25 protein-coding genes are annotated in these 25,674 nt (G+C 39.6%); 21 read left to right on the top strand and 4 right to left on the bottom strand.

Features of this window, described 5'->3' with window-relative positions:
• The first annotated feature begins 13 nt into the window (after positions 1 to 13).
• From betB to B7E05_RS20930, 13 genes are all read left to right on the top strand, one after another.
• Entirely contained in the window at positions 14 to 1,477 is a 1,464-nt protein-coding gene (betB, locus tag B7E05_RS20990) for a betaine-aldehyde dehydrogenase (protein ID WP_080876025.1), read from the top strand.
• A gap of 295 nt (positions 1,478 to 1,772) precedes the next feature.
• Positions 1,773 to 2,123: a Rieske (2Fe-2S) protein gene (locus B7E05_RS20985; protein ID WP_080876024.1), complete on the top strand. Its 351-nt coding sequence runs from the start codon at positions 1,773 to 1,775 to the stop codon at positions 2,121 to 2,123.
• Between the two features lie 4 nt (positions 2,124 to 2,127).
• A complete protein-coding gene (locus B7E05_RS20980; protein WP_143833276.1) occupies positions 2,128 to 3,375 on the top strand; it encodes an NAD(P)/FAD-dependent oxidoreductase in 1,248 nt (415 codons plus the stop codon).
• Positions 3,376 to 3,744: 369 nt separating this feature from the next.
• Positions 3,745 to 5,238, top strand: coding sequence for a xylulokinase (locus tag B7E05_RS20975; RefSeq protein WP_080876023.1), 1,494 nt, complete (start codon positions 3,745 to 3,747; stop codon positions 5,236 to 5,238).
• 449 nt (positions 5,239 to 5,687) lie between these two features.
• Positions 5,688 to 6,704 (top strand): zinc-dependent alcohol dehydrogenase, encoded by a 1,017-nt coding sequence (locus tag B7E05_RS20970; RefSeq protein ID WP_342745032.1) that lies wholly within the window; start codon positions 5,688 to 5,690, stop codon positions 6,702 to 6,704.
• Complete coding sequence (locus B7E05_RS20965; protein WP_080876021.1) at positions 6,701 to 8,038, top strand: MFS transporter; 1,338 nt, start codon at positions 6,701 to 6,703, stop codon at positions 8,036 to 8,038. The genes B7E05_RS20970 and B7E05_RS20965 overlap by 4 nt, the downstream gene beginning before the upstream one ends.
• Before the next feature lie 236 nt (positions 8,039 to 8,274).
• Complete coding sequence (locus B7E05_RS20960) at positions 8,275 to 9,471, top strand: transposase (RefSeq protein ID WP_080876020.1); 1,197 nt, start codon at positions 8,275 to 8,277, stop codon at positions 9,469 to 9,471.
• 359 nt (positions 9,472 to 9,830) lie between these two features.
• Positions 9,831 to 10,034, top strand: coding sequence for a hypothetical protein (locus B7E05_RS20955; protein ID WP_080876019.1), 204 nt, complete (start codon positions 9,831 to 9,833; stop codon positions 10,032 to 10,034).
• Positions 10,031 to 11,209, top strand: coding sequence for a diphosphate--fructose-6-phosphate 1-phosphotransferase (locus tag B7E05_RS20950; RefSeq protein WP_080876018.1), 1,179 nt, complete (start codon positions 10,031 to 10,033; stop codon positions 11,207 to 11,209). Before B7E05_RS20955 ends, B7E05_RS20950 begins: the two co-directional genes overlap by 4 nt.
• Entirely contained in the window at positions 11,190 to 11,924 is a 735-nt protein-coding gene (locus tag B7E05_RS20945) for a GntR family transcriptional regulator (protein WP_080876017.1), read from the top strand. Before B7E05_RS20950 ends, B7E05_RS20945 begins: the two co-directional genes overlap by 20 nt.
• A gap of 14 nt (positions 11,925 to 11,938) precedes the next feature.
• Entirely contained in the window at positions 11,939 to 12,817 is an 879-nt protein-coding gene (locus tag B7E05_RS20940) for a class II fructose-bisphosphate aldolase (RefSeq protein ID WP_080876016.1), read from the top strand.
• Positions 12,818 to 12,848: 31 nt separating this feature from the next.
• Positions 12,849 to 14,282 (top strand): aldehyde dehydrogenase family protein, encoded by a 1,434-nt coding sequence (locus tag B7E05_RS20935; RefSeq protein WP_080876392.1) that lies wholly within the window; start codon positions 12,849 to 12,851, stop codon positions 14,280 to 14,282.
• 90 nt (positions 14,283 to 14,372) lie between these two features.
• Positions 14,373 to 15,272: an AEC family transporter gene (locus B7E05_RS20930; protein ID WP_143833275.1), complete on the top strand. Its 900-nt coding sequence runs from the start codon at positions 14,373 to 14,375 to the stop codon at positions 15,270 to 15,272.
• A gap of 155 nt (positions 15,273 to 15,427) precedes the next feature.
• Here B7E05_RS20930 and B7E05_RS20925 read toward each other — a convergent pair whose 3' ends face one another.
• The gene (locus B7E05_RS20925) at positions 15,428 to 15,823 is read right to left on the bottom strand and encodes a VOC family protein (RefSeq protein WP_080876015.1); all 396 of its coding nucleotides are present in this window, start codon (positions 15,821 to 15,823) and stop codon (positions 15,428 to 15,430) included.
• A 307-nt stretch (positions 15,824 to 16,130) separates the two neighbouring features.
• Between B7E05_RS20925 and B7E05_RS20920 the strand changes: the two genes are divergently transcribed.
• From B7E05_RS20920 to B7E05_RS20890, 7 genes are all read left to right on the top strand, one after another.
• Positions 16,131 to 16,373: an HPr family phosphocarrier protein gene (locus tag B7E05_RS20920; protein WP_080876014.1), complete on the top strand. Its 243-nt coding sequence runs from the start codon at positions 16,131 to 16,133 to the stop codon at positions 16,371 to 16,373.
• A 238-nt stretch (positions 16,374 to 16,611) separates the two neighbouring features.
• Entirely contained in the window at positions 16,612 to 17,007 is a 396-nt protein-coding gene (gene dhaM / locus B7E05_RS20915; protein ID WP_080876013.1) for a dihydroxyacetone kinase phosphoryl donor subunit DhaM, read from the top strand.
• Positions 17,008 to 17,096: 89 nt separating this feature from the next.
• Positions 17,097 to 18,089: a dihydroxyacetone kinase subunit DhaK gene (locus tag B7E05_RS20910; protein ID WP_080876012.1), complete on the top strand. Its 993-nt coding sequence runs from the start codon at positions 17,097 to 17,099 to the stop codon at positions 18,087 to 18,089.
• Positions 18,090 to 18,145: 56 nt separating this feature from the next.
• Complete coding sequence (gene dhaL, locus B7E05_RS20905; protein ID WP_080876011.1) at positions 18,146 to 18,799, top strand: dihydroxyacetone kinase subunit DhaL; 654 nt, start codon at positions 18,146 to 18,148, stop codon at positions 18,797 to 18,799.
• Positions 18,796 to 19,572, top strand: coding sequence for a triose-phosphate isomerase (tpiA, locus tag B7E05_RS20900; RefSeq protein WP_179134605.1), 777 nt, complete (start codon positions 18,796 to 18,798; stop codon positions 19,570 to 19,572). The genes dhaL and tpiA overlap by 4 nt, the downstream gene beginning before the upstream one ends.
• Positions 19,573 to 19,633: 61 nt before the next feature.
• Positions 19,634 to 21,127 carry a glycerol kinase GlpK gene (glpK, locus tag B7E05_RS20895; protein ID WP_080876009.1) on the top strand — a complete coding sequence of 498 codons (1,494 nt, stop codon included), beginning with the start codon at positions 19,634 to 19,636 and terminating at the stop codon, positions 21,125 to 21,127.
• 155 nt (positions 21,128 to 21,282) lie between these two features.
• Positions 21,283 to 21,765: an RpiB/LacA/LacB family sugar-phosphate isomerase gene (locus tag B7E05_RS20890; protein ID WP_080876008.1), complete on the top strand. Its 483-nt coding sequence runs from the start codon at positions 21,283 to 21,285 to the stop codon at positions 21,763 to 21,765.
• A 91-nt stretch (positions 21,766 to 21,856) separates the two neighbouring features.
• Here the strand turns inward: B7E05_RS20890 and B7E05_RS20885 are convergent, their stop codons facing one another.
• Positions 21,857 to 22,636 (bottom strand): DeoR/GlpR family DNA-binding transcription regulator, encoded by a 780-nt coding sequence (locus tag B7E05_RS20885; RefSeq protein WP_080876007.1) that lies wholly within the window; start codon positions 22,634 to 22,636, stop codon positions 21,857 to 21,859.
• A gap of 189 nt (positions 22,637 to 22,825) precedes the next feature.
• Between B7E05_RS20885 and B7E05_RS20880 the strand changes: the two genes are divergently transcribed.
• Complete coding sequence (locus B7E05_RS20880) at positions 22,826 to 23,593, top strand: GolD/DthD family dehydrogenase (RefSeq protein ID WP_080876006.1); 768 nt, start codon at positions 22,826 to 22,828, stop codon at positions 23,591 to 23,593.
• Positions 23,594 to 23,697: 104 nt separating this feature from the next.
• Here the strand turns inward: B7E05_RS20880 and B7E05_RS20875 are convergent, their stop codons facing one another.
• Together B7E05_RS20875 and B7E05_RS20870 are read right to left on the bottom strand one after the other, a co-directional pair.
• Entirely contained in the window at positions 23,698 to 24,474 is a 777-nt protein-coding gene (locus B7E05_RS20875) for an SDR family oxidoreductase (RefSeq protein WP_080876005.1), read from the bottom strand.
• Positions 24,475 to 24,609: 135 nt separating this feature from the next.
• Entirely contained in the window at positions 24,610 to 25,551 is a 942-nt protein-coding gene (locus B7E05_RS20870) for a DUF7973 family transport facilitator (protein ID WP_080876004.1), read from the bottom strand.
• Positions 25,552 to 25,674: the final 123 nt, after the last annotated feature.

Genomic DNA, 25,674 nt, shown 5'->3' with positions numbered 1-25,674 from the left:
ATGAGGTGAACGTATGAAAAAAATATTTATCAACGGCGAATGGACAGAGGCCAAATCCAAAGAAACAAGAGAAATTATAAATCCTTATAATCAAGAAGTTATTGAGCCGGTTACAGAAGGCAATGAGCAGGATGCAAAATTAGCGATTGCAGCTGCTCGAGATGCGTTTGACAATAAGGAGTGGGCTGCTCTGCCTGCCGCAAAACGTAGTAAGTTTGTTCATGACATTGCCAATTTAATCGAACGTGACCACGCGCAGTTGGCCGAATTGGAATCACTCGACACAGGGAAAACCGTAGAAGAAAGCCGCGGAGATATGGATGATATTGCAGGTGTTTTTCGTTACTTTGCTGAAATAGCGGACAAGGACGGCGGCGATATCATCGATTCCCCTATTCCGCATTCAACCAGCAGGGTGGTTCATGAACCTGTCGGTGTCTGCGGCCAGATAACACCATGGAACTATCCATTGTTACAGGCATCATGGAAATTGGCACCGGCACTCGCAGCAGGTAATACACTTGTCATGAAGCCAAGTGAAATGACGCCGCTGACGTCGGTAAAGATTTTCGAATTAATGGAAGAAGCCGGGATTCCGGCCGGTGTTGTCAACTTGGTACTCGGAGCTGGTAATACCGTTGGTGCTGAACTTGCGGCAAATGATAATGTCGATTTGATTTCATTTACGGGCGGCATTGAAACAGGCAAGAAGATTATGCAAGCAGCAAGTTCCAATGTGAAAAAATTGGCGTTGGAACTTGGCGGGAAAAATCCGAATATTATTTTTGCCGATGCGGATTTTGAAACAGCTGTTGATCAGGCAATGAACGCAGTATTTTTCCATGCCGGGCAAATTTGTTCGGCAGGGACGCGGCTCATGGTGGAACAAAGCATTCATGATGATTTTGTTCATGCACTTGTAGAGCGCGTCAGTAATATAAAACTTGGCAGTGGTTTTGACCCATCCACTCAAATGGGCCCGTTGATTTCAGCGGAACATGTCAATAAAGTGTCTCATTATGTGGAAACCGGTAAGCGGGAAGGTGCAACCATTGCAGTTGGCGGCGGCCGTCCCGAAGACCCGCACTTACAAAATGGATTTTTCTACTTGCCGACGGTATTGACCAATTGTACGACGGATATGCATGTCGTGCAGGAAGAAGGTTTTGGACCGGTGATTACGGTAGAAAAATTTAGAGATGAAGAAGAGGCTATTTTCCTTGCTAACGATTCCATTTATGGACTTTCCGGCGGTGTCTTTACAAATAACATCGCGAAAGCTGAACGTTGTGTGAGGAAAATGCGAATGGGCACGGTCTGGATTAACGATGTGAATTTGTATTTCCCACATGCACCATGGGGAGGATATAAGCAGTCTGGAATCGGGCGTGAACTTGGCAAAACAGGGCTGGAAGAATATCAGGAAACCAAACATGTTTTTCAAAATCTGAAACCGGAGCCAGTTCATTGGTTTTAATCAATGGAAAGCTGCTTTTTCATAACAATCTAAACCACATAAATACTTGTTCAAAAAGTTCGATAAATAGGATCAAGTCGGCTAAGTTCGCGACATCCTTGTCGCAAAGCCGACACTAGCACGTCGTGTGCGTCGAAAGTTTAAGGCGGCGCCGCTTCGAGGAACGGAGCGTATGCTTTATAATACGTGAGTACCGGAGAAGCAAGCCAACGCAGAAATTCGCCGTGTCATTTTTATTGGACTTTTTGAACATCCTCTATAAATGATATAGAAACGAAAGTCAGGAGTGATTACAATGCCGTATTCTAAAGGGGAGAGTCCTGTCTTAGATGATTCTTATATGTATGTGTGCTCTAGTACAGAGCTTGAAGACGATGATCTAATGGAATGTGAAACAGAATCAGATACGATTGTGATTGGTCGTGCAGAAGGAAAGGTATATGCTGTGGATGGGATATGTTCCCATGCATATGCGGAGCTGGTCGATGGAGAGTTGGAAGGAACTTGTCTGACGTGTCCGTTACACTTTGCTTGTTTTGATATCCGGGATGGTTCTGTATTGGAAGGGCCAGCAGAGGATTCATTGAATGTTTACGAAGCGGTTGAATATGATGGATCCGTGTGGGTTAGCCGTGAAAGGAGGTGATGAGGTGCCTCACGTCAATACAACCATTATTATTGGAGCTGGTATTGCTGGTGTGCATGCCGCGGAGAGCTTACGAAACGAAGGCTATCAGGGACAGATTATGCTGATGGATCGTGACAGTCAACTGCCTTATGATCGTCCGCCGCTATCCAAGGAGTGGATGAAGGAGGAGAGTGATAATACAAATATTTTATTACGGGATCCTGCTATTTATGAAAAGTTGGATATCGATTTGAAGTTAGGGCTCGAGGTAACGGCCATCGATCCCCGGTGTAAAACTCTCGATACGAAAGATGGTTCTTCTTATGAATGGGAGAAACTCATCCTTGCGACTGGAACAAACTTACGAACATTGGCGCTGGCGGGAGATGATTTGAAAGGCATCTTTTATTTACGAAAAATGGATGATGCTTTAGCTATTAAAGCGTACATGCAACATGTGAAGCAGGCTGTTATTATTGGAGCCGGTTTTATCGGTGCCGAACTTGCCTCCACTTTGAGTGAAATGGGGGTTGACGTTACGATTGTAGAAAGATCTTCTTATCCGATGGAGAATATTGTAGGCCGGCAAGCATCGGCGTATTTTCTTGATTTGCATAAACGTAATGGTGTTCAAGTGATTACAGAAGACGCTGTTACGCAGTTTCATGGCGAAGGAAAAGTGGAAGAAGCAATCACAGCAGAAGGGCGGCGGATTCCCTGCCAAGCTGTGATGATAGGCGTAGGAGTAACTCCCAATACAGAAGTGTCGGTTTCGCAATTAGAGGTAGATCAAGGCTATGTTGTTAATGCATATGGCGAGACATCCGTCTCTGATATCTATGCGGCTGGAGATTGTACCTCATGGCCATATCAGGGTGCGCCCATTCACATTGAACATTGGGATCATGCGGTCAATCATGCCAAGACAGTTGCAAAAAATGTAATGCATCCGCAATCGGCACCTTATACGTATACGCCCTATTTCTGGTCGGACCAATACCATATGCAGTTCCAATATTTTGGTCACGCACAAGCGTGGTCCAAAACCGTAGTACGAGGATCGGCAGAAACGGACGCATTCACTATTTTTTATCTGGATGATCAGGACGTCGTTCAGGCTGCATTTCTTGCCAACCAGCCGAAACATGCTTTACCCGCAAGGCGGTTGATCCAGCAACAGAAGGTGATAGATACGCAAGCTTTGGCAGATGAAAATATAGCTTTAAAAAAAGTGCCTCGTTTACAGGATGAATCAAATACAAGTATATGACTTATTTGAAGGTGACATGAAAATGGGACGTGTGCTTGCTTACTTTATACTTTCGTAATAGAAGCATCAAATCAATCTGTTCTAATATATGGAATGGAATGGTTTGATGCTTCTGTTTTTGTGATTGGAATTTCGATGGATACTATCATCCAAATTGAATAGGCAAGGGGAAATTTTTCATGCAAGAATTGGCGGATTTGTGTAGAATTTAGTTATAGTGAAGGAGGAACAAGTAGATAAATTATTTGCCGCAGATATGATGATAGCGCAACTTGGATTATATTTTGAATAAACATGCAGTACTTTTCTTTTTAGACGAAAATGGGACGGGTTTGACATTCCCGGCCCCCAACCGAAAGAGGTGAGAGTTTGAAAAAATACATTGCGGTTTTTGATATTGGTACGACGGCTGTGAAAGGTGTCTTAATTGATCAGCAAGCTAGAATTACAGGGGAATATGGTGTGAATGTGGATACCTATTATGGTGAAAATGGAGAGGTAGAGCAAAATCCTGCTGACTGGTGGGAAGGAATGAAAGAGATTACACAAAAGTGGTGGTCTGAATTAAACATGGAGGCTGAGCAAGTTGCTGCGATTACGTTTACGGGGCAAATGGAGGATGTTATATTGATTTCACCAGCATACCCCAGTCAAAGAGCCATGCTATATTCCGATAACCGTTTTGAGCAAGAAGCGGCGTACATTATGGAAAGATTCCCAAATATCCAAGCGGAAACAGGAAATATCATTCGTCCATCCACGCCATTGGCTAAGTTACTTTGGATGAAAAATAATAAGGAAAAAATGATGGAAAAAACACAGTGCTTTGTTTTTAGTTCCAAGGATTTTGGTATTTATAAATTGACGAATACATGTGTCACAGATCCAACAACTGCAGCAACGACTGGCATCATGAATCTACATACGCGTGCATGGATACCAGAAATGATGGAAACATTCGGATTTGATCCAAACAAGCTTCCGAAGCTGCGTGGTTCCGAGGAAATTGTTGGTTATGTATCAGCATCAGCTATGGAGGAAACTGGGTTCTTGCAAAATACACCTGTTTTGTGCGGGAGTGGTGATGCAGGAGCAACAGCGATGGGAGCAGCCGCAGTTCATCAAGGAGATACCTATTTTTATCTTGGAACAACTGGGTGGACAGCAATGGTGCAAGAAAACGTTAACTCAAATATACAAGGCATGTTTCACTTAGCCCATATCGTTCCTCATTTAACAATTAGCATCGCTCCACTACTTAATGCGGGAAATGTACATAAATGGGCTGTGGATACATTCGCAAGTGAGGACACAGATGATAAGAACAGTGCGTTTGAAGAATTAGTAAAAAACGCATCAGTAGGAAGCAATGGGATATTTTTTCTCCCCTATATACACGGGGAGCGGTTTCCGGTTCAGGATGCGGATGCAAAAGGTGCTTTTTGGGGCATTGGTCCGAAAACGTCAAAGAAAGATATGGCTAGAGCGGTGATGGAAGGGATATGTTTCTCCTATAAACAATTAATGGAACTTATCATCGATGCGGGGGACAAAGATTTTCTAACGTTAATGGGAGGAGGTTCCAAAAGCGCTACTTGGTGCCAAATCTTAGCGGACATCATTGGTGTTCAGGTGAGAGTACCGGCAGACAGTGAGTATATGCCTGCATTGGGTATCTCTGTACCTGCTTTTATACAACTTGGTTGGGCTGATCATTATCAGGCTGTTTTAGAACGTTTTTTCATAACTGCTGAGGCTAAAACGTATGAACCAAATATGCTTCATCATGAGCTTTATGAGGAAATCTATGAAACGTATTTGAAAATGTATCCTAGTTTGAAGAGGATATATGAAAGAAGGTAAAAATAGGAATTGTTGTTCCTAAATCATGATTTATAAGGAGAAGTGGACTGATAGTTGAGCGTACTGTAAAACTGAAGAAAATTATTTATGTAAGCTTAGTGCAGAAGCTTACATATTTTTTTGAAAAAAATAAAAAAAGGGGTTGCTTTTTTGAATGCGTTTACAATATAATAACTTTAAAGGTAATGATGTTTTTGTAAAGGTAACTATCTTATGCTGATGTAAATTAAAAATTAGAATAGATTATAAAGTGTATTCAGACATTCATTGATAACTTTAAAAAGAGATATTTTTCTAGTTAGATAGTTTACTGACAGGATCAAAAATATGGGTATGTCTGTTGAGTTGATTATTCTAATGGGGATGAAGTAGATAAATCAACTCCATCATAAGTGATGTTCTTTTATAGATTCTTATCATAAAATTTATTTAATTTTGGAGGTGTAACTATCATTTCTTTTGTACAATTAGAATCGATTAAGCAATTTAAAGTTAGACAGAAAGAAATACCTATACCGTCTATTGATGAAGTATTAGTAGAAATAAAGTATGTAGGTATCTGTGGTTCAGATTTACATGTCTATCATGGCTCTCATCCTAAAGTAAAACCTCCGGCAGTGCTCGGACATGAATGTACAGGTATTATTTATGATGGCAATGAACACTTTTTAGAAAATACACCAGTAGCTATTAATCCATTAATAGGATGTGGAGTTTGTAAACATTGTCAGGCTGGCGAACCAAATATCTGTGTATCCCGAACAGTGATAGGGTTTCAAAAAGAAGGAGGTTTATCTCAGGTAATCGCAGTTCCTAAAAATAATATTTTACCTTTAAGTGAAGAATTCCCATTAAGGACTGGTGTTTTATATGAGCCGCTCGCAGTTGTTATTCATGCTGCTAAGCAAGCTAATTTAAAGAAACAACAGGATGTAATAATTACTGGTGCAGGTACAATAGGATTATTATCAGGAATTTATATTCAAGATAACTTCGATGTAACTGTTTCATTTATAGAAAGAGATAGTAAAAGAATAGAGTTTGCTGAATCATTGGGTTTTCACGTTTATAAACAAATAGACGACGTTCCTATGAAAACAATTCAACGCCCTATATTTTTTGAATGTACAGGAAACCTTCCGTTATTTAAAAAGATTCTTGATTATAAGCCAGCAGCTGCAGAAATAATCATTGTTAGTACATTTGAAAAAGAGTTGGAGATTCCTATATTTGCTTTGCTTCCTAATGAAACGGTGATACAGGGAAGCCAAATGTATACAGAAAAAGACTTGAAACAAGCTTTAGAAATCCTAAGTACTTCGAAAAGATATTTATATGAAGAAATTGTCATCAAAAAAGATTACAGTTATCACGAAGTAAATACTGCTTATGAAACAGTAACAAATAACAATGAAAAAAGGGTAAAAGCTATTATTAACATGGAAAAAGGAGGAAGAATTATATGAGCAGTCAACAAACAGTTTCAATGAGAAAAGTTTCTATAGCAAGTTTTGTTGGGGCTTTAATGGAATGGTATGATTTCTTTTTATATGGTACTGCTGCCGCTGTAGTATTTAATGTTTTATTTTTTCCTAATAGTGATCCATTAGTCGGCACTATTGCATCGTTCGCTTCGTTTGCAATTGGATTTTTAGCCAGGCCAATAGGAGGCTTAGTTTTTGGTCATTATGGCGATAAAATTGGACGAAAAAAAATCCTTGTGATAACTATGATGATAATGGGAGGAGCAACATTTTTAATTGGTCTTATCCCCACATATGAAAGTATTGGTATTTGGGCTCCTATTCTATTAGTAGTTTTAAGACTATTACAAGGGTTTGGACTAGGGGGAGAGTACGGAGGAGCTGCACTTCTAGTTATTGAACACGCCCCTAGAGCAAAACGTGGTTTCTGGGGAGGTTTACTTCAATCTTCAACTTCTGCTGGGTTGTTACTTGCAACTGGTGTATTTTCTTTAGTGAGCATGTTGCCAGACGAGGCTTTTTATTCTTGGGGATGGAGAGTACCTTTTTTAATTAGTATTATTTTATTATTGGTTGGTACATTTATTCGATTCAATATTCAAGAGACTCCTGCATTTGAAGAAGTAAAAAGTAAAGGAAAACAAGCAAAATTACCAATAATTGATTTACTTAAAACTTATCCAAAAGCAATTTTTATTGCGTTAGGTGCTCGTTTAGGAGAAACGGTATCTTCGAATTTACTGAATGCTTTTGCAATTGCATATGTTACAACACAATTAGGGTTGCCGGAAAGTGTTGCACTAAATGCTATTTTTGTAGCTTCAGCCGTGGGAATATTTGCTTGTCCAATCTTTGGAGCCCTTTCTGATAAAATAGGGCGTAAACCTGTATATTTGATAAGTACCATTTTCCTAATAGTCTTTTCTGTACCGTACTTCTTAATGTTAAATACCGAAATCACTTTTGTTATCTGGTTAGCGGTAGTTTTAGGTTATGTGGTAGGACCAACAATGATGTTTGCTGTACAGTCTGTTTTCTTTACGGAAATGTTTGGAACCAATGTTCGGTATAGCGGACTATCAATGGCTTATCAGGTATCTGCTGCATTAGGAGGTTTTACACCTCTGATCGCAACAACTTTATTAGCTTGGAATAATGGTAACCCTTGGTATGTAGCAGCATTTTTAATTATTATTTGTATCATTTCAACAGTTGCTACGTTAATGGCCAGAGAAACATATAAGAAAGATATTTCAGAAATTGAGGCAGAAAAAAATGACGTCTTTACTTCAAATGAAATTTATAAAAAATCGTGATTTAAAATTAATGAAGCTTTAGAAGATAAATGATACTCTTTTTGTATTCGGATTAATAAACACAATTTCAAGAATAAATTTTCGAATTTTAAAATTAATTGATAGGAGAATGAATTTCATAATTCTTATCCCTTGTGCCCCAATGAGTTCAGGACATGAAAAAAGAAGTACCTCCCCAAATCTTGTATAATGGTAGTTGACAAGAAAACCATAAAAAGACTGGAGGAGTACTTCTTATGACCATTATACGACAACCGAGCCTATTTGGCATCCAAGAATTATATGACATGGAACCTACCCAAAAATATGAAGCGATTATTTCAGCGATTGATCTGGATCTTATTTATCATGCGATTAATAAGAAATCCCGGCTGGGAGCGCCTGTTGAGCTAAATTATGCAGGGATGATTATTTCCTTTTTTATTCGCTACATCGAACGCATCCCAACGATCAAAGACTTAATCAAGCGTCTCAATGATGACTTTATCTTTAAAATGAACTGCGGATTTCTGGTTTCCGACGCTATTCCATCAGAAGCTGCGTATTCTCGTCTCGTAACGAAACTGAGTGAATCAGATATTTTAGAAAAATCCTTCGAAAGCGTAACGCTGGCAGCTGTCACAGAAGGGTTTATTGCCGATGAAGTCATTGCCATTGATGCCACCCATTTTGAAGCACGAGATAAGGCACCCGTTCAAAAAGAAGAAAAACCGGAAGCTGCGCCCAAAAAGCGTGGGCGTAAATCCAAAGAAGAACGCGAACAGTACCTTCAAGAACAAGCAGAAAAGGAAGCAAACCAGTATATTCTACAATCCTTGTTTTCATCTGGCAGCTTAAATGATGGAAAAGCCGCTATCGCCTTATTAAAGGGAACGGACCAGCGCCTTCCTCTTACCACTGTTCATTATAATACGCTAGATGCTGGTTACGATTTCGAGCCGATTTATGAACAGATTCATCGCATGGGACAACAGTCTGTCATTGCCTATAATAAGCGCAATGAAGGCGAAATGATTGGGTTTGATAAGAATTTTGCCCCAACCTGTTTTCGAGAACATTCCTATAAATATGATAGCTTTGATCCAAAATACGAAACATTGAAATATACCAGACCAAAGGAATGCAGCGACTGCCCACTTGCGAACGAAGGTATCTGTCAAAAAGTGTATAAAGTCAAGATAACTACGGATTTAAGACGTTATACTGCGCCTGCACGCGGATCAAGAGCTTGGAAAAAGATTTTTAAACAACGGACAGCAGTAGAACGTGTCAATGCTTATCTGAAAGAGTTCTATCAGCTAAACAATGTTCGTTATCGTACTGGAAAGCGTGCGAAAGTCCATTTTGATATGGTCGCTTTGATTTATAATGCTTCCAAATTAGCTGCGGATCGCATCCAAGCTGAGCTTATTCAACAACAACAAACTGCATAATTTTGTTTTTAAAAATACACTTTCGAAAATTCGGTTCGTCTTTGTATTTTTAAAAAGAGCAATTATGAAATTCATTCAGGAAATATATTTTATTAAAGCTAATTACATTCGAAAGATAATAATATTACTGATTTTTTAATTGTAATGTTTTATGCTTGAAAGGTGTTTATTAAACTGAAAGTATGTAATCATTCTTTCATTCATCAGTATTACACTGGTTTATCAAAAAGGGAAATATTATTCCAATTATTTTCTTTTCCAGTAAGGTTTCACAAACACAACTAGAGAATTAGGTGATACGAAAGAATTAAAAAAAGTCAGCGTCATCTAAAAGTTTTGGAAAGAAAGCAGGGTAGTAAATGGTAAATAAAATATTATACACATCCGAAGTAGAACTGAAAACCAACGTTACCGATACACTGTATGATCTAATGGACGAAGGTTTTGAACCGCATTACGCACTCGTTTATGCAGATGTTACGGAAGAATTAATAGAGTTAGGGAAACAGTTGCACATAGAAACCGTGGTATATAACAACAATTTGGAAGAAGTCAGCTTATGAAGAGGGTTGTGATAGCACAGGCTGGGGGTCCAACTTCTGTTATCAATGCAACGTTGGCAGCTTTTGTAGAAGAAGTGATGGATGAAAATAAACTTATTTTTTCAAAAAACGGCTATGAAGGCCTGACTTACGGTGATTTTTTGGATGGAACAGAAGAAATGAACAAATGGGTTATAGAAAATAAGCATGTACCTGGAGCATGTTTGGGATCTGGGCGTTTTCCTTTAGAGGATGACTCGATCATACAATGTGTAGACCAATTAAAAAAAATAGAGGCAGATGCACTGGTTGTCATTGGTGGCAATGGCACGATGGAAGCTTTGTGTAAAATAGAAGAAGAAGCCACGAATAGAGGATATGGTTTACAAGTCATCGGATTACCAAAAACAGTAGATAATGATTTGGGAGCCACAGACCATGCGCCCGGTTTTGGCAGTGCTGCCAGATATGTTGCGCAGACAACACTGGATATCAGCAGAGACCTTTACTCTATGAGAAATTTTGAGCAAGTCCGGATTTTAGAGACGATGGGAAGGAATGCAGGATGGCTCGCATTAGCATCCGGATTCCTTCGTCAATACGAGGAAGATGGTCCACATTTTATTTTAATTCCAGAACGGCCTGTCAAAAAAGAAGTCCTTCTACAAGAAGTAGACAATACGATTCAAAAATATGGGTATGCAGTCATTGTTGTCAGCGAGGGGGTGCAATGGGAAGAAAAAGGCACTTGGCAAATTGAAAAAGACATTGTTAATGGGAGAACGGTCCTTGGCGGCATTTCATCTGAAATGGAACTTTTTATAAAAGAAGAATTAAAAGTTATGGCCAGAGCAGAATTGTTGGGAATGAACCAGCGCAGTTCCTCCATGTTTATTTCACCGTCTGATTTTCAAGAAGCATTGCAAACAGGTGCTTGTGGAGGTAAATGGTTAAAAGAAGGAAAAAATAAAATCATGGTTTCCCTACAAAGAACGAATCAATTCGACTATAATATAAGTAAAATACCAGTCGATTTGAAGGATGTAGTTCAGGAAGGGGAACGAAAACTGCCGGATAATTTCATCCATGATCATAAGGCCTATTACCGGTGGTTGGCTCCATTAGTTGGGGAAGGCCTTCTAACTTATCCTTCACCGATTCCTAGGAGAGATAGTCATGTCAAGGAGCCGTATTGAACCTAATAAAGGTGAGGCATTATATTTACAAGTAAAAAATGAATTGTATAAACGCATTCAAAGTGGGCTATGGAAAGCGGATACGCTTATTCCAACCGAGCAGGATTTAATTTCTGAATTTGATGTCAGCCGTACGACCATCAGGCAAGCGATAAATCTGCTTGTTCAGGATAATTTGCTTGAAAAAAAACAAGGGAAGGGAACAGTAGTCCGTCCGCAAAACTTGGTAGGACATTTAGGCAAATTAAAAGGGTTTACAGAAGAAGCAAGAGAAAGAGGACAGATTCCGAAAGCAAAAGTATTGCGAAGTGAATTTAAATCAACGTTTTTTTTCGAAAAGGATATGTTGGATATTCCGGAAGAAGAACCTATTCTATTGGTCGAAAGAATCAGGTTGGCAGATGATGTTCCAATAGCGATAGAAAGGTCTTGCTGGCCTAAAGATATCGGGGAATTGCTACAGACACATAATTTGAATGAAGCGCATTATTATGAAATTTTAGAGCAGCATCATGTTTATTTGAAACGTGCAAAAGAAACTATCCGAGCAATTAACGCAACGATGGATGAAGCGGATTATTTAGGAATTCGCCCGGGGGAAGCACTATTGGAAATGACAAAAGTAAGTTACGGAATGGACGATCGTCCTATTGAGTATACGAAAACAAGATATCGCAGTGATAAATATCAATATAGTATTGAATTAAAAAGATAGGGAGTGGACAGTTAATGCCATTTATAAACGGAAAAGAAATGCTTCAGCATGCTTATGAGAACGGATATGGTGTAGGAGCTTTCAGTGCACATAATGCAGAAACGATTGTAGGGATTTTAGAAGCGGCAGAAGAAGAACAGGCACCAATCATGATTCAAGTTGGGCAAAAGGTGATTCAAACGTTGGGGATGGAATCGATGAAAGCATTAATCGATATCTATGCCAAACAGTTTACGATTCCGGTAGCGATCCATTTGGACCACAGCAGAAGTTTTGACCAGACGATGCAGGCGGTACAGTTGGGATTTCAGTCCGTTATGTTTGATGGTTCTGCAAGATCCTTTGAAGAAAACAGTCAAATAACGCGTGATGTGGTTCAGGTAGCCAGAGCGCTGAATATTGGATCTGAAGGAGAAATTGGTAAAATCGGTGGAACAGAAGATGATATTTCGGTAGATGAAAAAGATGCCCTTATTACAACAACAGAAGAGGCAGTTGCCTTTACCGAAGCAACCGATGTGGATTATTTAGCTGTTTCGATTGGCACGGCGCATGGTTTGTATAAACAAACGCCTAACTTACGATTTGAAAGATTAAATGCTATCTCTAAAGCAGTTCAACGTCCAGTAGTTCTGCACGGCGGGTCAGATGTACCGGATGAACAAGTTCAAAAGGCGATTCAATTAGGTGTTGCCAAAATTAATGTAGATACCGAATTACGTCAGGCGTTTACGAATGGGGTGAAAGACACATTCAAACAGGATCCGGATGAAATTGTTTTAGCAAATTCTTTAGGGAACGGAAAGGAATATTTAAAGAAAAAGGTACAGGAAAAGATTCGGGTGTTTGGCAGCAATGGAAAAGCACAGGAATTATTAAAAGACAAAAGGTAGTAACATCATATAATAAGGAGATGACGTTATGATGAATAATGTTTTAATAAAGAATACGTATGGCCTTTTTATTGGTGGGAAATGGACGGAAAAGAAGGAAAAACTGCCGGTATTAAATAAATATTCACAAGAAGTTATTGCGGACATTTCTGTCGCAGATGAGAATGACGTGAATAACAGTGTAGCAGCGGCTAAGAAGGCTTTAAATACACCGTTTTCACCATATGATCGTTTTACAGTTTTAAAGAAAGCTTCCGAAATGTTGCTGGAACAAAAAGAAACGATTGCTGATGTTCTTGTTCAAGAAGTAGGGAAACCTATTGCAGAGTCCATTGGAGAAGTAGAAAGGGCCGCTTTGACATTAGAGGTTTCGGCTGAAGAAGCCAAACGAATTCAGGGAGATGGTGTACCAATTGAGTCCGCGCCAGGATCGGAAAACAGAAAAGCAGTGACAATGAAAACACCTGTGGGAGTGGTAGCTGCTATTACACCATTTAATGTTCCTTTAAATTTGGTTTGTCATAAAATTGGTCCTGGCCTTGCCGCAGGAAATAGTGTGATATTGAAGCCGGCTGAAGAAACATCTCTATCCGCAATATTACTGGTAGAAATCTTTGCAGCGGCAGGTCTTCCTTCTGGGCGTTTAAATGTATTAACCGGAGAAGGAGCCGAAATTGGCGGCTATCTGATGGCAAACCAGGAAATAAACATGTACACTTTTACAGGTAGTCCGAGAGTGGGTCAAATTATCCGTGAGAATACAGGAATTCGAAAAGTAGCTTTAGAGCTTGGAAATAATTCTGCGACCATTATTCATCGAGATGCGGATATTGAAGGAAGCGCCGTGGCCGCAGCACAAAAAAGCTTTAATAATGCCGGGCAGGTCTGTATTTCTGTGCAGCGTGTCTTTGTCCATGAAGACATTTACGAAGTATTTTTGGAGAACATGATTGAAGCAACCAACGCGCTTAAAGTTGGTGATCCGGCAGATGCTTCGACCAATATCGGACCGATGATTGCTGAAAAAGAAGCGATTCGTGTGGAAGATTGGGTGAATGAAGCGGTACGCCAAGGTGCGAAATTACAAGCAGGCGGCAAACGAGAAGGTGTTTTCTATCAGCCAACCATCTTGACGAATGTCGACCGGGATATGAAAGTATGCAGAAATGAAGTCTTTGGACCGGTAGTTGCTGTAGATACGTATCAAGAAGAAGATGAAGTGATTGCCAAAGTTAATGATTCAGAGTATGGGCTGCAGGCGGGCCTTTTTACCAACGATTTGCGGTTTGCGATGAAAGCAGCGGAGAAGATTGAAGTGGGCGGATTGATTATTAATGATACTTCCGGTTATCGAGTGGATCATATGCCTTACGGTGGTGTGAAGAAGAGCGGAACTGGCAAAGAAGGTCCGAAGTACGCGATGGAAGAAATGACCGAAGAAAAATTAATTGTCTTTCAGTCATAACTATTCGATTGATGGTTGTGTAACAGGGTTATCCGCAGCAGGATAACCCTGTTATCAGTCCATAAAAAATGAAGTAAATAAGGTGATGACGTGTTTATTCTGTCCATTATGCTGCCCATTTTCTTTGTATTTGCAGTCGGCTATATTGGCCAATCTGTTTTAAAATTAAACACAGCAATGATATCCAAGCTGACGATTTACATCCTTGTTCCTTTTTTGGTTTTCCGAACATTTTATTCTCAGACAATAGATTGTTCTTTTGTGTATTTTATTATGTTTATACTGGGTCTTTGTTTTTTGAGTATCTGTATCATAACGTTATTTACAAAAATATTGAGGTATTCAGAATCAGAGCGTTGCGGATTAATATTATCCAGTGCTTTTATGAATAATGGTAATTATGGTACGCCACTGGTTCTTTTTTTATTTGGTGAAGAGGGGATGAAAGTAGCCATTGTATTAATGGTTTTACAACAATTGCTAATGAGTACGGTCGGGGTCTATTATGCTGCCAAAGGAAGTCCATTTAATGTAGGAAGTATAGACGCTGCAGGACAAGTGCTGCGGATGCCAATGATTTATGGAGCGGTACTTGGCATTTCCTTCAACTGGTTACATATTCCCTTGGGAAGTTTGAGGCATGGAATCGATTTTATAGCAGATGCTGCTATTCCGGTGATTATGATTGCTTTGGGGATGCAATTAGCGAATATGGCTATTAAAAAAGTGAATTGGACAGCTCTCTCTTTCAGCATTATTATGCGATTAGCACTGTCTCCTTTATTAGCATTTCTTCTTGTATGGCAATTGCCGCTGGATGATTTAACGAAACAGATAATGATTATCATTGCGGCCACACCAACCGCTGCCAATACAACCATGTATGCGATTCAATTTCGGGTGCAAGAAAACAATGTCTCCGCAGCTACTTTCCTATCAACTATGCTGAGTTTGATTACTGTTCCTGTTGTTATTTTTTTAACTGTTTAGACAAAGTTGGAGTCCTTGTAGAAGAAAGGTGTTAACCGGTCAGTCAATTATTTCTTATCTATAAAAAAGCAGACCTTAATATCAAGATTTGCTTTTTTTTATGGATTATTCATGTTAAAAAGGAAAAATCATAGTAGAGTTATTAAATAGAAAAATTAAGGTGCAACCAATTCTACTTTTATTCTATCTGGATCTTCAAAATAAACGGCATAATGAGTCTCGCCGCCGGCATATGGATATAAATCGGGGTAAAGCATGGTAGTCCCTCTCTGCTGTAACTTTTGAGTCATTTCATCTACAAACTCCCTAGATTCTGCATGAAAGGCTAAGTGGTTTAGACCAACTCTGCATCGATGATAAGGGATATCTAAAAAACGATCTTCCGCTTGCACAAATACGAGATAAGTTTCTTCTAATCTCCAGCTTTGTCCATTTTCCCAATTTTGATAAGAGGTATATCCGAGCTCATTTAAGAACCAGCCCCAGAAATGGGTGGTTTTATTTAAATCAGAAACATAGATTTCAATATGATGAATTAAACCTTGTGTCATAAAATTCCTCCTCGTATGATGTATTATTTCATTGTTCTTTTTGAATAAGTATCCCAAGGTTATATAATCCATTATGTAAAGTCAAAAAAGATAGTAAGAAATATGTATTTAAAAAATCATGGCATAAACACCCAAAGCTTTGAAAAGTTTACAAAGTACCAGATGAATGAGAAAATAAAGATAATTAGCACCAAGCTATGATAGAATGGTAGAAACATCCTGACAAAAGGATAAACATACACTATAGCAGTTGTCTTCAGAATGATTATAGAAGGAAATGCAACCAGATATATAAAGGAGGAGTTTGATGGTTGAGCGTTATGTGAGTTTAGAAAAGATTAATGATGTAAAGGATTTTGTGGAAATCGTATCTCGCTTTGATTATAAGGCGGAGATTGTATCAGACACGTATATTTTGAGTGCGAAATCCATTATGGGGATATATAGCCTGGATTTGACAGAACCGCTGAAGCTGCGTGTTCATGCAGACAATTGTGATGATTTATTAGCAGATATTGCCACGTATCTTCGTGATGAAAAAGTAAAATAGCAGCATGAATGGTAATCAACTATTTATCAGAATAATGGAAATGAGAAAACACACGTATATTCTTGAAAAAACGAATTGAAATAAAAACAAATAACAATATATGTGCAGATTTCGAAATAAAATGATATGATATAATTATCAAATAACTGTTCAAACAAGTGCATGTTAAGTTATGTTTAAGATGTGTTGAACAGAAAAAGTAAAAAGATAAACAGCACTTTGATAAAGGAGAATTATGATGGCAAACAACGTTCAATCATCCGTTGGTATTATTTTGGTATCACACAGTCAAAAAATTACAGAGGGTTTGAAGGATCTTATCCTTGAAATGAATGGTGATCAGGTAAACGTTCACGCTGCCGGAGGAACAGATGACGGACGCCTGGGAACAAGTGCTACCATCATCATGAATGAAATAGAAGAGCTCGGAAATTGTGAAAATATATTGATTTTTTATGATATGGGAAGTGCATTAATGAGTGCTGAGACGGCAATTGATTTGCTGGATGAGGATGTACAGACAAAATGTAAAATTGTAGAAGGCCCTCTTGTAGAAGGTGCTTTTGTTGCTTCTGTGCAGTCGACCATTACAAATGACGTGGATGTGATTCTTAAAGAAGTGTCCAAGCTGTAATAGCTGGACTTTTCAACCTCTATTTGAAAGGGCTTTCAAAATGGGGGAGCATATAAAATAAACCGATAATTGGAATAGGAGGAAGTAAAATGAAACGTTTAGTCAATGATGGTTATGATGTTGTTGAAGAACTCTTGGAAGGTTTTGCTGAAGCAAACAGTGATTATGTAGAGTTATTAGAACATGATCCCCGTGTTATTGTCAGCAAGAAACGTGGGGATAAGAGCAAAGTAGGGATTATCATTGGCGGTGGATCAGGTCATGAGCCGCTTTTCATTAACTATGTAGGTGAAAACTTTGCAGATGCATCCGTTGTCGGAAATGTTAATACATCCCCTTCTCCGGAGCCTTGTTATAATGCTGTAAAAGCAGTAGATACCGGGAAAGGCTGCCTTTATATGTATGGAAACTATGAGGGTGATGTGATGAACTTTGATATGGGTGCAGAAATGGCTGCGGATGATGGTATTCAAGTAGAAACGGTCATCGTAACAGATGATGTGTACTCTGCAAAAAATATAGAAAATCGTCGTGGTGTAGCTGGAGATATCTTTGTGTTTAAAGCGGCTGCTGCAGCGGCTGCAAAAGGATTCGAACTTCCAGAGGTAAAAGCGGCTGCTGAAAAAGCGAATCTTGCTACCAGATCCATGGGGGTCGCATTATCTTCCAGTACTTTACCTGCAACGGGGAAAAACATCTTTGCGATGGATGATGGTGATATGGAAATCGGTATGGGGATCCATGGGGAACCAGGGATAAGAAGAGATAAGATTCGATCCGCAGATGAAGTGGTAGATGAAATTTTAGGTTATATACTAGATGACCACAATTTAGAAAGCGGCGATGAAGCGTACGTCCTTGTCAATGGTCTTGGCGGTTTGCCATTGATGGATCAGTATATTGTATATCGTCGAGTGGAGCAGGTGTTAAGTGAAAAAGGAATTACCATTTATAAAAACTTAGTCGGAAACTATGCAACATCCATGGACATGATTGGGATGTCTATCACACTGGTGAAATTGGATGATGAATTAAAAGAATTCTTGGATTATCCAACTGATATTCCAAATATTAAATTCTAACAAAATATCAATTGGTATACGTTTGTATATGCAGGAATATAATGGAGGGGAAATCAATGGCAACACTTGTACTGGACAGAGAATATTTTGTAAATGTATTTCAGGAGATGCTCCCGTTTGTAGATGAACAATCGGAGCATCTGCAAAAGCTAGATTCCGAAATTGGGGATGGCGATCATGGGATTAATTTAACGATTGGATTTCGTGAAGTCACCAAGCAGTTGGATACGATTAATGAAGAGGCAGCAGATATTTCAAGCCTCTTTAAAAAAGTTGGAATGATTCTTTTAGGAAAAGTTGGAGGTTCGTCCGGTCCACTTTACGGCAGCTTTTTTATGAAGGCTGGGAAGGATGTAACTGGAAAAGAGGAAGTTACTTTTGATGAATTCTGCGGCATGATTATTCATGGTGTCGAAGCTATTCAGCATAGAGGAAAAGCGGAAATTGGTGATAAAACAATGATTGATGCTTTTCTGCCAGGGGTTGAGGTTCTAAAACAGGATACACCAGAAGATCCTGTTGTGAAATTCACTGCTTTTGTGGAAGCAATGCAAGAAGGTGCTGAATCAACTGTACCGCTTGTCGCCAACAAAGGACGTGCTATGCGTTTAGGTGAACGTGCGATAGGCCACAAGGATCCTGGTGCAGAATCAGCATGGATGATGATGGAAGTGTTTTTAAAACAATTGAAAAAGGTGGCATCTGCATGAGACAGCCAGTTGTTGGAATAAGCTATAAAACGTATGTCAATACAGTAGATAAAGCTACGGAATTAGTAAAGGCACTTGCAGAGGTCACAACCAATGAAAAAGAAGTAGAAAAATTTGTCTTCCCGTCTTTAGGTGTGGTGTATCCTGTAGCGCAGGCGCTAAAAGGGTCTGCCATTGCTTTTGGCGCACAAAATATTTCGCCATACGAAAATGGCGCTTATACAGGCGAAGTTTCTATTGAGTCTATTATTGATATGGGCGGAACCCATGTGGAAATCGGACATGCAGAGCGACAACATATTTTCCATGAAACATTGGATATGATTCATTTAAAAACAAAACTAACCCTGGAAAAAGGACTGACGCCTGTTTTATGTGTTGGTGAAGGGGAGCGTCTGGATAATGAAGAAGAACGGAAAAACGTATTAAAGGAACAAATTCTTACATCTTTTGGAGATGTAGATGAAGCACTGATTAAAAAAGTTATCTTAGCTTACGAACCGGTTTGGGCAATCGGGAAAGCAGAAGCAGCCGACGCGGCCTATGTGCACGGGACGCATGCAATGATCCGGGAAATTGTCAAAGAGGCATGCAGCACAGAATCAGCGGAAGCAGTCCGTATTATCTATGGCGGATCGGTAAGCAAGGATAATGTTTATAAAATTATTTCCCATAATGATGTAGATGGGGTGTTTATTGGACGGTTTGGCCATGATCCTGCCAATTATAAGCAAATTCTTAATACAGTAAAGCAAGTAAAGCTGAAGGAGTAATTACTCCATACCTTTATCTTCTAAGTGTATATGGAGAAAACATATAAGGAGTTGGTTCATAATGAGCAAGAAGTATATTCTATCCATTGATCAGGGTACAACCAGTTCGCGCGCAATTTTATTTGATCATGACGGTACGATTGTAGACGTTGCCCAAAAAGAATTTGAACAATTCTTCCCACACCCGGGTTGGGTCGAGCACGATGCGAATGAAATATGGACATCTGTATTAGCCTGTATAGCGGAAGTATTACGAAAAGCAGATATCGAACCAGACCAAGTAGAGGGTATTGGTATTACCAACCAAAGAGAAACAGCCGTTGTTTGGGATAAAAACACTGGTAGACCGGTTTATAAAGCGATTGTTTGGCAATCTCGTCAAACAGAAGGAATTTGTAAAGAATTAAGAGAAGCAGGACATAATGATTTATTCAGAGAAAAAACAGGTTTATTACTGGATCCTTATTTCTCTGGAACAAAAGTGAAATGGATTCTTGATAACGTAGAAGGCGCCAGGGAAAAAGCGGATAATGGAGACTTGTTATTTGGAACAATCGATACGTGGTTAGTGTATAGGCTGTCAGGCGGTAAAACGCATATTACAGATTACTCTAATGCATCCCGTACCCTTATGTTCAATATCTATGATTTAAAATGGGACGATGAACTGTTAAATATTTTAGGCGTTCCAAAAAGCATGCTTCCAGAAGTGAAGCAATCCTCTGAAGTATATGCACATACCGTAGACTACCATTTCTTTGGACAGGAAGTGCCGATTGCAGGAATTGCGGGTGACCAGCAGGCAGCGTTATTTGGTCAGGCATGCTTTGAAAGAGGAATGGCGAAAAATACGTATGGCACAGGCTGTTTCATGTTAATGAATACAGGCGAAAAAGGCGTTGCGTCGAAAAACGGTCTGTTAACCACACTGGCCTGGGGCATTGATGGCAAAGTAGAATATGCGCTGGAGGGAAGTATTTTCGTTGCCGGTTCTGCTATTCAATGGCTGCGAGATGGTTTGAAAATCATTGAAAGTGCTCCGGCAAGTGAGGATTTTGCTAAGAAAGTGGATTCTACAGATGGTGTGTATATGGTTCCTGCTTTTGTCGGACTAGGTACACCTTATTGGGATAGTGACGCACGAGGTGCCGTGTTTGGATTGACACGCGGCACCAGTAAAGAGCATTTCATCCGTGCGACATTAGAGTCCCTGGCTTATCAGTCCAAAGATGTACTGGACGCAATGATTTCAGATTCGGAAATCAATTTGAAAGCATTACGAGTGGACGGGGGAGCCGTAAAAAATGACTTCTTAATGCAATTTCAGAGTGATATTCTAAATGTTCCGGTTGAACGCCCTGTTGTACAAGAAACAACAGCACTTGGATCTGCTTATCTCGCAGGTTTGGCAGTAGGATACTGGAAGGATCGAGATGAAATTGCTAAACAATGGCAAAATGAAAAAACATTTGAAGCGGAAATGGATAAAGCAGAAAGCGATAAGCTGTATAGTGGCTGGCAAAAAGCTGTAGAAGCTGCCCGCGTGTTTAAATAATGCCGACATAACGAAAGAACCTTTCCTCCTGTAAATAAAAAGGGAAAGGTTTTTCGTTTATTATTGTTTCGATTGAAAATGAAAATAAAAGTTGATAAAAGAAAAAATAAGCGTTATAATAGAAATAGATAAAATAAAGGAGAGGAGTTTGCATTATGAAAATAGGTATTGGCGGAGACCATCATGGATATGGACTGAAAGAAACGTTAAAGAAATTTATTGATGAATCCACAGATCATGAGACAGTAGATTTTGGGGCTCATTCCAGCGATGCTGTTGATTATCCTGGTGTAGCTTTTGAAGTAGCGGAAGCAGTCAGTGAGAATAAGGTAGACCGTGGTGTTCTTATTTGCGGTACAGGACTCGGTGTAGCTATTGCAGCTAATAAATATCCGGGAATCCGGGCAGCAACCACACATGACACGTACTCTGCAGAGCGTGCTCAATTAAGTAATAATGCACAAATTATTACACTTGGCGCACAGATTATTGGACCGGAAGCAGCTAAAAAAGTAGTGGAAGCATACTTGAATGTAGAATGGTCCGGCGGTTCTCAGCGTAAAGTAGACCAAATTGTAGAGAAAGAAAGCCAATTCCTTGACCAAAACTTTAAAGACGCAGCGAAAAGCTCCTGTTAAGGCCTTTACGTGACTTAAAAAAGCACTGCATGGTTATTCATGCAGTGCTTTTTTATAAGTCTGGAAAAGTATCCTGACCCTAAAGAGAGGGTCAGGAAGTGGAAACTACTTGGACATGGTGTCCGTTGAGTATTTGCTCTGTATCAGAATCAATCGTACTATTCGTAATAAGCACATCGACTTGATCGGTTGTTGCAAATGGAGCGCTGGATGTCACTGCAAGCTTAGAGTGGTCAATAACAGCAATGATTTTCTGTGCTTTATGAACCATCCGTTTTTTTAATTCTACTTCATACAAATTAAAATCCGTCAGGCCGTTTTCTACAGAGAATCCACTTGCCGATGTGAAAAGAATATCAATATGAAGCTTTTCTAATAACTCAATTCCAAGCGTCCCTTCAATCGTCGATGAACCTTTTGTCACCACACCGCCAATCAAGATAACGGTGATATTCGGATTGTCTTTTAATTCCAAAGCTGTTTGGATGCCGCTTGTTACGACTGTTAACCGAATCATTTTTTCATTGAGGTAACGCGCTAATTCTAAAGCAGTGGAGCTGGCATCGAGTAAAATGCACTGTTTTTCCTCAATAAAATGAAATGCTTCTTTGGCAATCAGCGATTTTTCTGCGCGGTTTTGTTTTTCACGTACAGAGAAACTCGTATCATGGTCAGTAGGACTTTGCTGATTTAACATCGCTCCCCCATGGGTACGCGTCAAAAGACCATTTTGCTCCATCTTATTTAAATCCGTACGCAAAGTTGCTTCAGAGACACCGATTTGTGTTGACAATTCTTTTACAGTCAAACGTTGTTTCTCATGCAGCAGTTCCATTATTTTGTTTCTTCTTTCCGTTACAAACATTTTCATTATCCGTCATCCTCGTAAAATAAGCTTCTTCTATCCCTAATTTACCATAGTTATATATTGTATTGTACCATAAAGTGAATAAATAAAATAATAAATGAAAATGTTTGCCGCTTTATGGAGAGGGTATACTTAGAATAGAAGCATTTTAAATATATTTTCTAAATATAAATGATAAAGGAGTCGGTGTAAATGGATTTCCAAGGCTATGATAAGAATTTCAAAATTACAGACAAAGTAGCCATTATCACAGGTGGAGCAAGCGGAATTGGACGGGCAATTGCAGAGTTCTACATTGAAAAAGAAGCAAAAGTGGCGCTTTTTGATGTGAAGGATGATGTTACGGATGCAGCAAAAGAAATGAGCGCAGAGAATGCTATTGGTGTCAGAGTAGATATCACAGATGGCGACAGTATTCAGGGAGCCATTGATGAAACGGTGGCGCATTTTGGAAAAGTAGATATCCTGGTAAACTGTGCAGGCGTGGCTTTATTGGATGATGCAGAGAATCTTTCCGATGACTACTGGCAAAAAACAATTGATTTAAACTTAACAGGTACATTTAAGATGTCACAGCTTGTCGGCAGAAAGTTGATTGAACAAGGTCACGGTGGAAAAATTATTAATATGGCTTCTCAAGGAGCGATTATTGCACTGGATAATCACGTGGCGTATGGTGCAAGTAAAGCAGCTGTTGTGAATATGACGAAAGTGATGGCTGTAGAGTGGGCACAATTTGATATCACGGTCAATGCCATTTCACCAACTGTTGTTTTAACAGAACTCGGTAAGAAAGCTTGGGCTGGTGAAGTGGGAGAAAAAGCAAAACGCGAAATTCCGCTTGGCCGCTTCGGGTATCCGGAAGAAGTTGCAGGAATCGCCTTATTCTTGGCAAGTGATGCTGCAAACTTGATTACCGGTGAGAATATTGTGATGGACGGCGGAAATACCGTGAAATAATAATGAAAATAAGCCTGACCTTCCTTTTAGCAGAGAGGCCGGGCTTATTTTATATAAAAAAAGAACAATCCTCTTAGTTTGGAGGTTGTTCCTTTTCTGTCTTATTAAACAATGGTATATCCACCGTCAATGATAAAGTCAGAACCAGTAACATACGTGCTGGCTTCGCTAGCCAGGTACAATGCAAGACCTTGCAATTCTTCTGCTTTTCCTAAGCGTTTTTGCGGTGTTGCAGCTTCCCACTCTGCGATTAATGGTTTCAGTTTATCGTTTTTGTATAGTAAGTCCGTACCGATGTATCCCGGGCTGATTGTATTGACGCGAATGTTATGATCTGCCCATTCCATTGCCAATGATTTTGTTAAATGAATCACGCCTGCTTTAGAAGCGTTATAAGAGCTTTGCGGCTGTGGTGTATTTACAATGCTTCCTGACATCGACCCAGTGTTCACAATGACTCCGCCGTCACCTTGTTTAATCATTTGTTTTCCGGCTGCCTGGTCTGTGAGGAAGACACCGTTTAAATTGAGATTAATGACTTTGTTCCATTCGTCAAAGGTCATTTCTTCTGCTGGAATATTCATTGTAATCCCTGCATTGGCGAAAGCGATGTCGATACGGCCAAGTTCGTCCACGATAGAGTTTACCATCTTATTCACATCTTCTTCGCTTGTTACATCTGCTTGTACAGCTGTAACTTTTGGTCCGATAGATGAAAGTTCTTCCGCTGCTGCCTGTGCTGTTTCTAAATTAATATCAACAATGGCTACATCCGCACCAGCTTCCAATAACCCTGTCGTAATTGCTTTCCCAATTCCGCCGGCTCCGCCTGTAACAAAGGCTTTCTTACCATCTAACCGGAATTTATCAAGAATTCCCATGAATGCCATCTCCTTTTTAATGTGTTGAAATTATTTGACATATACTATTTTACTACTTTCCATGATACTGTCCAATTAAATTGCATTATTACCATTCCCAAAATGTATAACTTTATGTCTGATGATTTTTAGATTTTAGATAAATGGAGCAATAACCCCAAGTATAATAAAGCTCCAGAACGCGATTGTAATCGCTGGCATATCAACGTGTGTATCAACATGGGTATTGAATAGACGTTGTACATATTCTCCTGTAATAACAGCGAACAGGCCAAATAATGCTGCTAACCACGGACTGGCAAGCGCAATTGCTGCATGACCTGCCACCATGGATACGTGGTGAGATACAGGAAATTTCAAACCAAAATATAAGAAGATAAGAGATGTTGCGCTAATAGAGAATCCGATGTTGTCTACGCCTAATGTAATTGCCGTATAACCAACCAGTCCCGATAATGCAAATCCCCAAATAGCATTGAAAAGCAGCATTTTACCAGTAAACGGGAAACGTTTTTCGTTTTTAGGGAATATGCCGGTCAAACCAGAAGTACCAAATACATAACGTGTAATGATAGCGAAAACGACAACTGTTAAAGCAACCGTGTCAATTGGTATCTCCCAAATGGAACTGAATAAATATTCAACGAGTACACCGAGAATACCAAACACTCCGCCAACGATAAGTACCATTGGGTCTGTTGTTTTGAAAAGGGGAACAGTGGCATCGGCGCCGTCAATGTGTCTGTCATCTTCCGCAAATATTTTATCTTTATCCGAATGGTCTCCAAGAACCGTTTTCGCATTGACAGGGTTGGTTAGAAAGTCTGCGTTTTCTAAACGTTTTTTGCTGATTCTCCCTGCATATGCTGCCGCTGCTACTCCTCCGACAAAGGCTACATGCGGACCGAAGAAAGGACCGAAAGCGACGGAGTCCAGAATTAATGTGCTTCCTGAGGCAACTGCTGTAGCTGCTCCAGCTAACCCTAAAAATCCGGTAAATACAAAGGCAGTTGTTCCTCCGATGAGAGCTCCGAATACACCGCCGCCAAAAGCAGCTAAAATCATAACGAAAGACATTCTAATTCCTCCCAAAAATTCAAATTTTATCTTTCTTGATAAAAATAGACTGGTACTGGTTTTATATTGGATGAGATAAGTACCAGTAACTTTCTTTCAGGTACATGATGGGGACAATTATGG

It is taken from the genome of Oceanobacillus timonensis, assembly GCF_900166635.1.
Classification (GTDB): Bacteria; Bacillota; Bacilli; order Bacillales; family Amphibacillaceae; genus Oceanobacillus; species Oceanobacillus timonensis.
The sequence above is the reverse complement of the archived record's forward strand: the minus strand, read 5'-3'. Positions and strand labels throughout refer to the sequence as shown.

Excerpts from the sequence above, each read along its gene's own strand:
- B7E05_RS20945 (WP_080876017.1), top strand. The coding sequence starts at position 11,190 with ATGTCAAGGAGCCGTATTGAACCTAATAAAGGTGAGGCATTATATTTA.
- B7E05_RS20960 (WP_080876020.1), top strand. The coding sequence starts at position 8,275 with ATGACCATTATACGACAACCGAGCCTATTTGGCATCCAAGAATTATAT.
- B7E05_RS20925 (WP_080876015.1), bottom strand. The coding sequence starts at position 15,823 with ATGACACAAGGTTTAATTCATCATATTGAAATCTATGTTTCTGATTTA.
- tpiA (WP_179134605.1), top strand. The coding sequence starts at position 18,796 with ATGAGACAGCCAGTTGTTGGAATAAGCTATAAAACGTATGTCAATACA.
- B7E05_RS20985 (WP_080876024.1), top strand. The coding sequence starts at position 1,773 with ATGCCGTATTCTAAAGGGGAGAGTCCTGTCTTAGATGATTCTTATATG.
- B7E05_RS20965 (WP_080876021.1), top strand. The coding sequence starts at position 6,701 with ATGAGCAGTCAACAAACAGTTTCAATGAGAAAAGTTTCTATAGCAAGT.
- dhaL (WP_080876011.1), top strand. The coding sequence starts at position 18,146 with ATGGCAACACTTGTACTGGACAGAGAATATTTTGTAAATGTATTTCAG.
- betB (WP_080876025.1), top strand. The coding sequence starts at position 14 with ATGAAAAAAATATTTATCAACGGCGAATGGACAGAGGCCAAATCCAAA.
- B7E05_RS20920 (WP_080876014.1), top strand. The coding sequence starts at position 16,131 with ATGGTTGAGCGTTATGTGAGTTTAGAAAAGATTAATGATGTAAAGGAT.
- B7E05_RS20950 (WP_080876018.1), top strand. The coding sequence starts at position 10,031 with ATGAAGAGGGTTGTGATAGCACAGGCTGGGGGTCCAACTTCTGTTATC.
- B7E05_RS20875 (WP_080876005.1), bottom strand. The coding sequence starts at position 24,474 with ATGGGAATTCTTGATAAATTCCGGTTAGATGGTAAGAAAGCCTTTGTT.
- B7E05_RS20880 (WP_080876006.1), top strand. The coding sequence starts at position 22,826 with ATGGATTTCCAAGGCTATGATAAGAATTTCAAAATTACAGACAAAGTA.
- B7E05_RS20935 (WP_080876392.1), top strand. The coding sequence starts at position 12,849 with ATGAATAATGTTTTAATAAAGAATACGTATGGCCTTTTTATTGGTGGG.
- B7E05_RS20910 (WP_080876012.1), top strand. The coding sequence starts at position 17,097 with ATGAAACGTTTAGTCAATGATGGTTATGATGTTGTTGAAGAACTCTTG.
- B7E05_RS20890 (WP_080876008.1), top strand. The coding sequence starts at position 21,283 with ATGAAAATAGGTATTGGCGGAGACCATCATGGATATGGACTGAAAGAA.
- B7E05_RS20885 (WP_080876007.1), bottom strand. The coding sequence starts at position 22,636 with ATGAAAATGTTTGTAACGGAAAGAAGAAACAAAATAATGGAACTGCTG.
- dhaM (WP_080876013.1), top strand. The coding sequence starts at position 16,612 with ATGGCAAACAACGTTCAATCATCCGTTGGTATTATTTTGGTATCACAC.
- B7E05_RS20940 (WP_080876016.1), top strand. The coding sequence starts at position 11,939 with ATGCCATTTATAAACGGAAAAGAAATGCTTCAGCATGCTTATGAGAAC.
- B7E05_RS20870 (WP_080876004.1), bottom strand. The coding sequence starts at position 25,551 with ATGTCTTTCGTTATGATTTTAGCTGCTTTTGGCGGCGGTGTATTCGGA.
- B7E05_RS20955 (WP_080876019.1), top strand. The coding sequence starts at position 9,831 with ATGGTAAATAAAATATTATACACATCCGAAGTAGAACTGAAAACCAAC.
- glpK (WP_080876009.1), top strand. The coding sequence starts at position 19,634 with ATGAGCAAGAAGTATATTCTATCCATTGATCAGGGTACAACCAGTTCG.